General features: G+C 70.1%; 16 protein-coding genes. 6 read left to right on the forward strand and 10 right to left on the reverse strand.

From position 1 onward, the window contains the following. Positions 1–2: 2 nt before the first annotated feature. Positions 3–641: an SIMPL domain-containing protein gene (locus ITI46_RS13875; protein WP_209239831.1), complete on the reverse strand. Its 639-nt coding sequence runs from the start codon at positions 639–641 to the stop codon at positions 3–5. 78 nt (positions 642–719) lie between these two features. Here ITI46_RS13875 and ITI46_RS13880 point away from each other — a divergent pair, with 78 nt between their 5' ends. The 3 genes from ITI46_RS13880 to ITI46_RS13890 all read left to right on the forward strand — a co-directional run bounded on the left by ITI46_RS13880 (position 720) and on the right by ITI46_RS13890 (position 1837). Beyond that, the gene (locus ITI46_RS13880) at positions 720–1079 is read left to right on the forward strand and encodes a DUF6463 family protein (RefSeq protein WP_209239832.1); all 360 of its coding nucleotides are present in this window, start codon (positions 720–722) and stop codon (positions 1077–1079) included. Positions 1080–1307: 228 nt separating this feature from the next. Continuing rightward, positions 1308–1520 (forward strand): type II toxin-antitoxin system CcdA family antitoxin, encoded by a 213-nt coding sequence (locus ITI46_RS13885; RefSeq protein WP_209239833.1) that lies wholly within the window; start codon positions 1308–1310, stop codon positions 1518–1520. Then, positions 1517–1837 (forward strand): type II toxin-antitoxin system PemK/MazF family toxin, encoded by a 321-nt coding sequence (locus ITI46_RS13890; protein ID WP_209239834.1) that lies wholly within the window; start codon positions 1517–1519, stop codon positions 1835–1837. The genes ITI46_RS13885 and ITI46_RS13890 overlap by 4 nt, the downstream gene beginning before the upstream one ends. Before the next feature lie 60 nt (positions 1838–1897). Here the strand turns inward: ITI46_RS13890 and ITI46_RS13895 are convergent, their stop codons facing one another. Genes ITI46_RS13895 through ITI46_RS13905 form a run of 3 tightly spaced genes read right to left on the reverse strand, consistent with a single transcriptional unit; the run spans position 1898 to position 3149 of the window. Then, positions 1898–2107, reverse strand: coding sequence for a DUF397 domain-containing protein (locus ITI46_RS13895; protein WP_209239835.1), 210 nt, complete (start codon positions 2105–2107; stop codon positions 1898–1900). Further along, positions 2104–2316: a DUF397 domain-containing protein gene (locus ITI46_RS13900; protein ID WP_209239836.1), complete on the reverse strand. Its 213-nt coding sequence runs from the start codon at positions 2314–2316 to the stop codon at positions 2104–2106. The genes ITI46_RS13895 and ITI46_RS13900 overlap by 4 nt, the downstream gene beginning before the upstream one ends. Next, positions 2313–3149: a helix-turn-helix domain-containing protein gene (locus ITI46_RS13905; protein WP_209239837.1), complete on the reverse strand. Its 837-nt coding sequence runs from the start codon at positions 3147–3149 to the stop codon at positions 2313–2315. Before ITI46_RS13905 ends, ITI46_RS13900 begins: the two co-directional genes overlap by 4 nt. A 105-nt stretch (positions 3150–3254) precedes the next feature. On the opposite strand from ITI46_RS13905, the gene ITI46_RS13910 reads away from it, so the two are divergent. Both ITI46_RS13910 and ITI46_RS13915 read left to right on the forward strand, forming a co-directional pair. Next, on the forward strand, positions 3255–3404 hold the full coding sequence (locus ITI46_RS13910) for a hypothetical protein (protein WP_209239838.1): 150 nt from the start codon (positions 3255–3257) through the stop codon (positions 3402–3404). After that, complete coding sequence (locus ITI46_RS13915; RefSeq protein ID WP_209239839.1) at positions 3401–3640, forward strand: DUF7848 domain-containing protein; 240 nt, start codon at positions 3401–3403, stop codon at positions 3638–3640. Before ITI46_RS13910 ends, ITI46_RS13915 begins: the two co-directional genes overlap by 4 nt. Before the next feature lie 118 nt (positions 3641–3758). Here ITI46_RS13915 and ITI46_RS13920 read toward each other — a convergent pair whose 3' ends face one another. Genes ITI46_RS13920 through ITI46_RS13940 form a run of 5 tightly spaced genes read right to left on the reverse strand, consistent with a single transcriptional unit; the run spans position 3759 to position 8204 of the window. Next, on the reverse strand, positions 3759–4013 hold the full coding sequence (locus ITI46_RS13920; protein WP_209239840.1) for a hypothetical protein: 255 nt from the start codon (positions 4011–4013) through the stop codon (positions 3759–3761). Between the two features lie 16 nt (positions 4014–4029). After that, a complete protein-coding gene (locus ITI46_RS13925) occupies positions 4030–4755 on the reverse strand; it encodes a class I SAM-dependent methyltransferase (protein ID WP_209239841.1) in 726 nt (241 codons plus the stop codon). Between the two features lie 25 nt (positions 4756–4780). After that, positions 4781–5521: a succinate dehydrogenase/fumarate reductase iron-sulfur subunit gene (locus ITI46_RS13930; RefSeq protein WP_209239842.1), complete on the reverse strand. Its 741-nt coding sequence runs from the start codon at positions 5519–5521 to the stop codon at positions 4781–4783. Next, positions 5518–7467, reverse strand: a complete 1950-nt coding sequence (locus ITI46_RS13935) for a fumarate reductase/succinate dehydrogenase flavoprotein subunit (protein WP_209239843.1) — start codon at positions 7465–7467, stop codon at positions 5518–5520. Before ITI46_RS13935 ends, ITI46_RS13930 begins: the two co-directional genes overlap by 4 nt. Continuing rightward, positions 7464–8204, reverse strand: a complete 741-nt coding sequence (locus ITI46_RS13940; RefSeq protein ID WP_372451934.1) for a succinate dehydrogenase cytochrome b subunit — start codon at positions 8202–8204, stop codon at positions 7464–7466. The genes ITI46_RS13935 and ITI46_RS13940 overlap by 4 nt, the downstream gene beginning before the upstream one ends. A 97-nt stretch (positions 8205–8301) precedes the next feature. Here ITI46_RS13940 and ITI46_RS13945 point away from each other — a divergent pair, with 97 nt between their 5' ends. Beyond that, positions 8302–9201, forward strand: a complete 900-nt coding sequence (locus tag ITI46_RS13945; RefSeq protein ID WP_209239845.1) for a LysR family transcriptional regulator — start codon at positions 8302–8304, stop codon at positions 9199–9201. 17 nt (positions 9202–9218) lie between these two features. Here ITI46_RS13945 and ITI46_RS13950 read toward each other — a convergent pair. Then, positions 9219–10395: serine hydrolase domain-containing protein (locus tag ITI46_RS13950; protein ID WP_247745948.1), on the reverse strand; the 1177-nt coding region annotated here is incomplete at its 5' end.

Here is a 10395-nt window from a genome sequence, read left to right on the forward strand (position 1 = left end):
ACTCACCTCAGGGCGAAACCCAGCAGGACGGCGCCCTGGACGGTGACCTGGCCCGGTGACAGGTCCCCCTCGCCCGATGGCGCGTCGACGGCGTGGCTCCGGTATCGGGAGGCGAGGGGGCCCTCGGGGTCGACGTCCTCGATGTGCAGCACCGCGCCGAGCGTGACTCCGGCCGCCTCCGCGTACAGCTCGGCCTTGCGGCGTGCGGCGGCCACCGCCTCCGTGCGGGCGCGGGCGCGCAGTTCCGGCTTGTCCCGTACGTCGAAGTCCACCCTGTCCACCCGGTTGGCACCCGCCTCGACGGCGGCCACCAGCAGCGGCTCCAGCGTGTCCATCTCGGTCAGCGTCACCGAGAAGTCCGCCTGGCAGCGGTACCCCAGGAACTTCCGGCTCGCGTTGTACCCCTCCCACTCCGTGCGCAGCCCCAACTGCGACGACGAGACCGCCGTATCCGGCACACCATGCTCCCGGAACGTCCGCCGCAGCGCCGCCACACCCTCCCGTGCCGAGCCGAACGCGCCCCCGGCCGTCTGCTCGATGCGGTCAACGGCGATGCGCAGCCGCACGAGGTCGGGGGTGGCGTTCACACTCGCGGCGCCGTAGACGCTGATGCCCCACGGGCTGTCGATCTTCATCTGCATGCGGGTAGTCAAACACGCGTGCGCTGCGGCGGGTGGGCTGGTCCGGTCAACTCCTCTGGCCCGGGCTACGATCGGCACATGAAGCGACGGTCGGCAGGATGGTGGCTCCAGGCCACCGCGCTGGGACACGGGGCGATCGGCGCCGTGCTCTACCGCGATGTTTTGGCACAGCTCGCCCGCGACGGGGTGGTCAACTCCGTACCGGACCGCGGCGACCGGGCGGCGGCCTTCTGGTTCATGGCCGCCGCGCCCGCGCTGTGGATGGGCGGCCGGTTGCTCACCTCCGCGGAGCAGCACGGCGACGCCGCCGCCCAGCGCGCTGCGGGGGCCGTGCTGGTCGGCGTCGGCGCGGTGGGAGCCACGGCCATGCCCAAGGGCGGCTTCCCCGCCCTGGTCGGCATCGGCGGCCTGCTCCTGCGGAGGGCCCGGCGGGGGTAGGGCGCGCCCTGCGGGTTCCTTTTCCGGTAAGGGGGTCGCCCCTGTCTGCTGGTGGCGGGCTGCGGGTGAGTTGTGGTTGCTGGGGGCACCTCCCGGCCGGAGGCTGGGGGAGCAGTTCCCCGCGCCCCCTTCGGGCGCGTCTCCCCGGCGCTGCGGTCATCGGCGGAAGTCCTCCGCGCGCGCAGCGACCGTAGCACTGCGGCGTCACACAGAAGTATGCTCAGCTGTATGAGCTCTCGTACGCGCACCACGGTCAGCCTGCCGGCCGATCTCGTCGCCCATGCACGCGCCGCCTCCGGCGGCAACCTGTCGGCCTACATCGAGCACGCACTCAGGGCCCAGCAACTCCGCGATGCGGCGCCCGCCCTGCGAGCCTGGCGCGAGCGGGCGGCGAACGACACGGAGGAGCTTGCCGACATCTTCGGCGAGGATGTCGCGTGACGCCGCTGGCCCGGGGCCAGGTCTGGCGTGTTCAGTTGGCCGCCAAGAGCCGGGCGGTGGTCATCGTCGAGTCGGACGCCGCCCTTGACGCCCTGCCCGGCACCGCCGTGTGCATGATGATCGACGAGACCCAGGGCGCTCCGGACACCGTCGTCACCACCCCCCTGGCTCACCCTGTGCGCGGTGCTGCCGTCGCCATCGACCTCACCGCCCTGACCGACAAGCGCCTGACCGCCGGCGAGTTCCTCGGCACCGTCGACACCGAGACCATGGACCGGATCTCTTCCTCCCTGCGCGTCACCCTGGATCTCACCTGAGGAAGCCGGTCGCTGTTGTGTGTCTCGGACCCGCGCGATGGGGCAGCACTGGACGGGCCTTCAGAAGGTGCGGAATCTTTCGGCTTTGACGCCAGCGACGAAGGCGGAGAAGGCAGCCGCGGGGAAGTCCAGCACGGAGCCTGTTGGGTTCTTGGAGTCGCGGATGGGGACGGTGCCGTGTGAGGTGGCGAGGTTGGTGGCGACCTCCACGCAGGCGCCACCGTTCTCGCTGTAGGAGGACTTGAGCCAGCGGGGGGTTTCGGCTGTCACTTGGTGCCTCCGAAGTCTTCGGCGTTGATGCTGGTGATGAAGTCGGCGAAGGCGGTGGCCGGGATGTTGAGGAGGGGGCCGGTGGGGTTTTTGGAGTCGCGGATGGAGACGGTGGTGTGGGTGGGGGCGAAGTTCGTGGCGACCTCCACGCACTGGCCACCGTTCTCGCTGTAGGAGGACTTGCACCAACGGGGGGTTTCGGTCGTCACTGGGTGCCCCTTCGCAACTGGTTGATGGTGGCCACGGATTCCGCCTGAGAGCAGGCTTCAGCTTGTAGTTGATGGTAGGCCGTCAGCATCGGCAGTACGAACTTGCCGTCTTTTTCGAGATGACCTCGCTGGGCGGACTCGGCGTAGGACATCAGTGAACGGTCCGACATCGTGAGGATCGTGACCGGCAGGCTGAGCGGGCGGCGAGCCCCCATGCTGAACGGCGCGATCTGCAGCACGGTGTTCGGTAGCTGGGCGAACTCGATCAGCCGCTCCAATTGGGCGTTCATGAGGGCCGGTTTGCCAACGGGCCGACGCAAACAACTTTCGTCCAGCGTCGCAAAGACCAACGGCGGGGGCGTCCGGTTGAGTGCTGCCTGCCGTTCCGCGACGAGCGTGACCCGCTCGTGTGCCTGCTCCTCGGTGATAGCCCCACGCTTGACGACACTGTCAGCCAGGGTCGTTGCGTACTCCGTGGTCTGCAGTAGGCCGGGGATGACACCCACTTCGTACAGTCGGATCTCTACGGCTCGCCCTTCGTAGTCAACGAACTGCGGGAAGCCCTCCAGCAAACTGCCGTGGCGGATCTCGCGGTGTTGGCGCTCGAACGTGTCCGCCGTGTCCGCGATGCCGAAGGCAACATCCGCGCTGCGCGAGAAGCGCAAGGTCGGCATCTTGCGACCGGTTTCCACGGCTGAGATGTGCGTGCTGGAATATCCCGTCTTCTCTCCCAGCTCCTCCTGCTTCCAGCCGCGCGCCTCGCGCATGCTGCGCAGGCGTGCGCCGAAGGCTGCTTGGGGAGAGCTGTCCGGGTCCAACTCCTTGCGGTTCAACGGGCTTTCACCGACCTTCCGTTCCCCTCTGACACGTTGAATGGTTCCCCAGCCTGGGCCACGCTGAATCCCCTTGGTAGTCACGGAACTACGGAGAGGAGTGGCATGAAGCCCGCAACCTGCGCGGAGTGCGCCCGTCTGGAGAGGGAGCGGGTGGCGGCTCGCACGGTGGGGGACTGGAGCAGGGTCACCGACTGCGTCGTACTGCTGCGGCGGCACCCGGAGCACGGTGGCAAGGCGGCGGTGCGTAGGTGACCCGCGCCATTTTCCGACTCCGCGAGTTCAGGCTCGTCCCAGATGCGGAGCCGGACGCCGAGCCGGTGACATTCACGATGCAGTGCGCCGTGTGCGAGCAGACCAGCGGATCACATACCACCCAGTCGGTATCTCAGAAATGGGTCGTCCGCCACCTGAAGGAGAGCCCGGAGCACCTCACCTACCGGGAGATGATCACGCGCCCGTACCGGTTCGAACCGGGGGCGTGGCTGTGACTGATCTCCGAAGGCAACTCCCCATGGCCGACAACTGGAAGAAGCCCTGTCAGCACGAAGTCCCCCGAGGGGCGAAGCACTGCACGAAGTGCAAGAGACAGATTTATCTGTAGGGCGATCAGCCGTCGACGCCGCCCCGTCGGCGGGCCATCAGTGCTGTGCCCGCCACCACCAGGCCGATGGCCACGATCTTGGCGGCGCCGTGTAGAACGCCCAGGTGCTCCTGCGGCTTCCACGGCCCCAGGAACAGGAATACCGCAGTGCCGATGCCGAGCAGGATGAGGACGATCCCGCCGACGGCGTTCAGTTCGGACCACCAGGGGCCGTAACCGGTCGGCTGCTGGGACGGCTGGTCAGGCCGTTCACTGGTCATGTGTTCCCTTCCAGGATCAGCGTTTCGTCGCCAGGATCAAGCGGCAGCGGGGTGCGCCGTCATCGCGGTGGCCCAGCTCAGGGAGCTGGTGCAGGGTGACATCGAAGCCGGCCTCGAGCAGATCGCGGTGGACTTCGGCCAGTGGCCAGGTGCGGTAGTACATCACGAAGCGGGGCCGCCACACGGCGTTCCGCACCCGCATCGCGGCGTCGAACCCGAGCAGCGCCCAGTACGCCGCCGTGCCGGGGCGGGGCGGGGCCGCCATCGGGAACGCGAAGGTGCCGCCCTCCCGCAGGACCGCCCGCACCTGCGCGAACAGGTGCGGGCGCTCGGCGGGCAGGAAGTGTCCGAACGCGCCGAAGCTGACCACCAGGTCGAAGGTGGCTCGGCGGAACGGCAACGCGTGCGCGTCGCCCCGCACCCAGTGGGGGGCGGGAGGCGCCGCGGTGGCGTACGCGTACCTGGCCTCCGCCAGCATGCCCGCGCTGAAGTCGACGCCCACCGTGCGGTCCGTGCACACCTCGCGGAGCACCCGGACTCCCGCGCCCGTGCCGCAGCACAGGTCGAGGCCGTCCGTGAACGGACCGCTCGCCCTCAGGGCGCGGGCGGTGGCGTCCAGGACGGTGTCCGGGGTGCGGTACTCGGTGTGGTCGAACTTCGGGGCCAGGAGGTCGTAGCCGCGCTGGACGGACGAGAGCGCTTGGCGCGCCAGCTCGGGGAGGGTGGGCCGCTGGGTGGTCATCCGCCCCACTGTAGGCGGGCAGAGATCACCGTTTGGCCGCTGCCCGCAGATACTCGCGGTTCATCGCGGCGATCGACGGCATGGGAATGCCCTTGGGGCAGGCCGTGGCGCACTCGCCGGTCAGCGTGCAGCCGCCGAAGCCCTCGGCGTCCATCTGGTCGACCATCCCCAGCACCCGGCTCTCCCGCTCGGGAGCGCCCTGCGGCAGCACGTTCAGGTGATTCACCTTGGCGGAGGTGAACAGCATGGCCGAGCCGTTGGGGCAGGCGGCCACGCAGGCGCCGCAGCCGATGCACTCGGCGTGCGTGAAGGCGGCGTCGGCGGCGGGCTTGGGCACCGGCGTCGCATGGGCCTCCGGCGCCGCGCCGGTCGGGGCCGTGATGTAGCCGCCCGCGCCGATCACCCGGTCGAACGCGGACCGGTCCACGACCAGATCCCGCACGACGGGGAAGGCCGCGGCCCGCCAGGGCTCGATGTCGATGGTGTCGCCGTCGGCGAAGTGCCGCATGTGCAGCTGGCAGGTGGTGGTGCGTTCCGGGCCGTGCGCCTGGCCGTTGATGACCATGCCGCAGGCGCCGCAGATGCCTTCGCGACAGTCGTGGTCGAAGGCGACCGGCTCCTCGCCGCGCTCGATCAGCGTCTCGTTGAGGGTGTCGAGCATCTCCAGGAACGACATGTCGGGGGAGATGTCCGCCACCTCGTAGGTGCGCATCTCGCCGTCCGCCGAGGCGTCCGGCTGGCGCCAGATCCGAAGGGTCAGGTTCACGTGTAGCTCCGCTGGGTGGGGTGGACGTACTCGAAGTGGAGGGCCTCCTTGTGCAGCACGGGGGCCTCGCCGACGCCGGTGAACTCCCAGGCCGCGGCGTAGCAGAACTCCTCGTCCTTGCGCGCCGCCTCGCCGTCGGCCGTACGGGACTCCTCGCGGAAGTGCCCGCCGCACGACTCGGAGCGGTGCAGCGCGTCCAGGCACATCAGCTCGGCCAGCTCCAGATGGTCGGCGACCCGGTTGGCCTTCTCAAGCGACTGGTTGAGCGCCTCACCGGACCCCGGCACCCTGATCCGCTGCCAGAACTCGGCCCGCAGCTCGGGAATTCGCTCCAGCGCCTTGCGCAGCCCCTCCTCCGTACGGGACATCCCGCACTCGTCCCACATCAGCTCGCCGAGCTCGCGGTGGAAGGAGTCGGGGGTGCGGTCGCCGTTGTTGGACAGCAGCGCGTAGAGCCGGTCGGTGACGGCGAACACCGCGTCGTGGACGGCCGGGTGGTCGGGGTCGACGTCTTCGTGTGGGTGACGGGCCAGATAGTCGCCCAGTGTGGCCGGGAGGACGAAGTAGCCGTCGGCCAGGCCCTGCATCAGCGCGGAGGCGCCGAGCCGGTTGGCGCCGTGGTCGGAGAAGTTGGCCTCCCCGATGGCGAACAGCCCCGGAACGGTGGTCATCAGGTCGTAGTCGACCCACAGCCCGCCCATCGTGTAATGGATGGCGGGGTAGATCCGCATGGGGCGGGTGTACGGGTCCTCGGCGGTGATCCGTGCGTACATCTCGAAGAGGTTCCCGTACTTCTCCTCGACGGCCGCTCGGCCCATCCTGGCGATGGCGTCCGCGAAGTCCAGATAGACCCCCTGGCCGCCGGGGCCGACGCCGCGCCCCTCGTCGCAGACGTTCTTCGCGGCGCGGGAGGCGATGTCGCGGGGGACGAGGTTGCCGAACGAGGGGTAGATCCGCTCCAGGTAGTAGTCGCGTTCGTCCTCGGGGATGTCCTGCGGCGCGCGGTCGTCGCCCGCCGCCTTGGGCACCCAGATGCGGCCGTCGTTGCGCAGCGACTCGCTCATCAGCGTCAGCTTGGACTGGTGGTCCCCGGAGCGCGGGATGCAGGTGGGGTGGATCTGGGTGAAGCAGGGGTTGGCGAAGTACGCGCCCCTGCGGTGCGCACGCCAGACGGCTGTGGCGTTGGAGTTCTTGGCGTTGGTGGACAGATAGAAGACGTTGCCGTAGCCGCCGGTGGCCAGTACCACCGCGTCGGCGAAGTAGGTGTCGATCCGGCCGGTGAGCAGATCGCGGGCGACGATGCCGCGGGCCCGCCCGTCGATGACGATCAGATCCAGCATCTCCGTGCGCGGGTGCATCTCCACGTTGCCGGCGGCGATCTGCCGCGAGAGCGCCTGGTAGGCGCCGAGCAGCAGCTGCTGCCCCGTCTGGCCGCGGGCGTAGAAGGTGCGGGAGACCTGGACGCCGCCGAAGGAGCGGGTGTCCAGCAGCCCGCCGTACTCGCGGGCGAACGGCACGCCCTGCGCCACGCACTGGTCGATGATCTCGGTCGAGATCTCCGCCAGCCGGTGCACATTGGACTCCCGCGAGCGGAAGTCGCCGCCCTTGACGGTGTCGTAGAAGAGGCGGTGCACCGAGTCGCCGTCGTTGCGGTAGTTCTTCGCCGCGTTGATGCCGCCCTGTGCCGCGACGGAGTGCGCGCGGCGCGGCGAGTCCTGATAGCAGAACTGGACGACGTGGTAGCCCGCCTCCGCCAGTGTGGCTCCCGCCGAGCCGCCGGCCAGCCCCGTGCCGACGACGATGACGGTGTGCTTGCGGCGGTTGGCCGGGTTGACCAGCTTGGCTTCGAAGCGGCGCCGCTTCCAGCGCTCGGCGATGGGACCTTCGGGCGCCTTGGTGTCGGCGAGCGGGTCGCCGGTGCGGTAGCTCTGGTAAGGGGTGCTCATTTCACCACTCCCGTCATGACGCCGATCGGTACGGAGAGGAAACCGGCGGTGATCGCCAGCGCGAGCACATTGGCCCCGGCCTTGAGCACGCGGGCCGCGCCGGGGCGGGTCACTCCGAGGGTCTGTGCGGCGCTCCAGAAGCCGTGCCGGATATGCAGGCCGACGGCGAGCATCGCGACGATGTAGATGACGTTCGCGTACCAGTTCTGGAAGCCGGCGACGATGTTCTCGTACGGGTGGCCCTCCTGGCCGCGCGGGTTCACCGTGCCCGTCGTCAGGTCGAGGATGTGCCAGACGATGAACAGCGCCAGGATGATCCCGCCCCAGCGCATGGTGCGGGTGGCGTAGCTCGCCTGCCGCCGCTGGTGCCGGTATGTGACCGGGCGCGCGGCGATGTCCCGCCTGCTGAGCTGGTACGCGCTGACGCCGTGCAGCACCACTGCGGCGAGCAGCACCGCCCGCGCGATCCACAGGAACCAGCCGTGCCGCAGCAGCGGCTCACCGAGGGTGCGCAGCCAGTGCGCGTAGCCGTTCATCTCCTCGGGGCCGAAGAAGACCTTCAGATTGGCGAACATGTGGACGAGCAGATAGGCCAGCATCAGCAGCCCACTGACCGCCATGACCGTCTTCTTGCCGATCGTGGAGCCCCACAGGGTGCGCAGAAAGCCGCCCCGCGGCCGGACCGGTGGCCGGGGTCCGGGGCGCTGGGAGCCGGGAGTACGGGTAACCGTCGCCATGGTCATGAAAGGTAGGGACGGAAGACGGCATCAGTCCAAGACATAGAGCAGCTGCGGACGATAGGAGCCGCCTATCATTGTTCCGTATCCTTGCCCTATGCAGCTGCAGCAGCTCCGCTACTTCGTCGCCGTCGCCGAGACCCGCCACTTCACCCGGGCGGCCCAGCGCGAGCACGTCGCACAGCCCTCCCTCTCCCAGCAGATCCGCTCCCTTGAGCGGGAGTTGGGCGCCGAGCTCTTCCACCGGGCGCGCGGCCACATCTCCCTCACCGACGCCGGCGAGGCCCTGCTGCCGCTGGCCCGGCGGGTGCTGGCCGACACCGAGACGGCGCGCCGCGAGGTGCAGGAGGTGGCGCAGCTGCGCCGCGGGCGGGTGCGGCTGGGGGCGCCGCCGAGCCTGTGCGCCAGCGTGGTCCCGGATGTGCTGCGGGCCTTCCACGACCGGTACCCCGGAGTGGAGCTGGTCGTCCATGAGGACGGCTCCCAGGACCTGGTGCGGGTGCTGGCGGCGGGCGAGCTGGACCTGGCCCTGATCATCACCCCGCTGCCGGGCCAGGGCCCGGTGCTCACCACGGCCGAGCTGCTGAGCGAGGAGCTGGTCGTCGTCTCGCCCCCGGACGCGCCGGCGCCGGTGCGGCGCTCCCGTATCCGCGTCCAGGACCTGCGCGACCGCCCGCTGGCGATGTTCCGGCGCGGCTACGACCTGCGGGAGCTGACCGTCGCCGCGTGCCGCGACGCCGGGTTCGAACCCGTCTTCGGGGTGGAGGGCGGCGAGATGGACGCCGTGCTCGGCTTCGTCCGCGCGGGGCTCGGACTGGCGGTCGTCCCCAGCATGGTCGCCGCCCGCTCCGGCCTGCGGGTCACCCGCTTCGCCTCGCCGGGACTGCACCGCACCATTTCGGTGGCCCACCGCGGCGATGTTTCTCCGACCCGCGCGGCACGGGAGTTGCAGCTCATTCTTTCGGAGCGGCTGCGCCCAGAAGGGGCGCGTGGCTGAGGGGCTGCCCATGTCTGTCAGCGGCGTGGGGTGGTGGCGGCGTCAGCGATCCGCTGGGCCATCGGTGACTGGGAGGCGCCCAGCCGTACGGGGGTGAACGCCCAGACCAGGCGGCGCTGTTGGTCGCGGGTGGCGAACATCCCCGCGGCGTAGCCGTACTGCTCGCCGGTCTTCCCCCACAGGGTGACGCCGTTGACCGTGGCCGTCTGGAGGCCGGTGCTGTAGCGCGCGGGGCTGCCGTCCAGCATCCGTACGTGCTTGGGCGGCAGCGTGAACATCTTCCGCAGCTGCCGCTGGGGCAGCAGTGAGCCGGAGAACAGCGCGGCCAGGAAGCGGTGCATGTCGCCGGTGCTGGTGACGATCTCGCCGTCCGCGTGCGAGACGGACATGTCGAACTCGGTGATGTCCGTGAGCGTTCCGTCGCTCATCTCGAGACAGCCGTGCATATGGGGGCCATGGATGCTCACCTCGTTCCCGTTGGCCGACGGGAACGAGGTGTGCCCGAGGCGCAGCGGCCGCAGGATGCGGTTGCGTATCACGAGACCGTACGGCCGCCCCGTCACCTGCTCGATGACCAGTGCGGCCAGCACGTAGTTGATGCCGCGGTACTCCTGCTTGCTGCCGGGGCGGAACTTCAGCTGTCCGCCGGTGACCGTCGCCACGATCTGCTGCGGCGTCCACCGGTCGAACCGGTGCCGCAGCACCGCTTCCGGAGTGCTCAGGTCCGGCAGCCCGACGTGGTCGGGCAGCCCGCTGGTGTGGTTGAGCAGCTGGGCCACGGTGATGGCGCCGAAGCGCTCCGGGAGCAGGGTGGGGAGGTAGTGCCGTACGGGGGACTCCAGGCGCAGCCGCCCCTCGTCGGCGAGCTGGAGCGCGGCCGTGGCCACGAAGGTCTTGGTGATGCTGCCCGCGCGGACCTTGTCGTTCAGCCCCACGGGCCGCCCGGTCGCCGGGTCCGCGACTCCTGACGTGCCGTACCAGCGGCCGGCCGAGCCGCTGACCCGCAACTGGGCGCCGGAGGCGCGGGGGTGGCCCAGGTCGTCGATGGCCGCCCGGAGTGCGCGGGCGTCGGGCGGGGGCAGCGTGGGGCGTCCGGCCTCGCCTTTGCTGTCGGCGACGGCGACCGGCACCGGTGTGCCGACGGCGGCGACCGCAGCGCCGGCGGCCACCCCCGAGAGGAGGGCCCTGCGGGAG

It is taken from the genome of Streptomyces oryzae (assembly GCF_017676365.1).
In the GTDB taxonomy this organism is placed as follows: domain Bacteria; phylum Actinomycetota; class Actinomycetes; order Streptomycetales; family Streptomycetaceae; genus Streptomyces; species Streptomyces oryzae.

Coding starts and splice junctions, on each gene's coding strand:
- ITI46_RS13875 (WP_209239831.1), bottom strand. CDS start 641: ATGCAGATGAAGATCGACAGCCCGTGGGGCATCAGCGTCTACGGCGCC.
- ITI46_RS13880 (WP_209239832.1), top strand. CDS start 720: ATGAAGCGACGGTCGGCAGGATGGTGGCTCCAGGCCACCGCGCTGGGA.
- ITI46_RS13885 (WP_209239833.1), top strand. CDS start 1,308: ATGAGCTCTCGTACGCGCACCACGGTCAGCCTGCCGGCCGATCTCGTC.
- ITI46_RS13910 (WP_209239838.1), top strand. CDS start 3,255: ATGAAGCCCGCAACCTGCGCGGAGTGCGCCCGTCTGGAGAGGGAGCGG.
- ITI46_RS13920 (WP_209239840.1), bottom strand. CDS start 4,013: ATGACCAGTGAACGGCCTGACCAGCCGTCCCAGCAGCCGACCGGTTAC.
- ITI46_RS13925 (WP_209239841.1), bottom strand. CDS start 4,755: ATGACCACCCAGCGGCCCACCCTCCCCGAGCTGGCGCGCCAAGCGCTC.
- ITI46_RS13935 (WP_209239843.1), bottom strand. CDS start 7,467: ATGAGCACCCCTTACCAGAGCTACCGCACCGGCGACCCGCTCGCCGAC.
- ITI46_RS13940 (WP_372451934.1), bottom strand. CDS start 8,204: ATGGCGACGGTTACCCGTACTCCCGGCTCCCAGCGCCCCGGACCCCGG.
- ITI46_RS13945 (WP_209239845.1), top strand. CDS start 8,302: ATGCAGCTGCAGCAGCTCCGCTACTTCGTCGCCGTCGCCGAGACCCGC.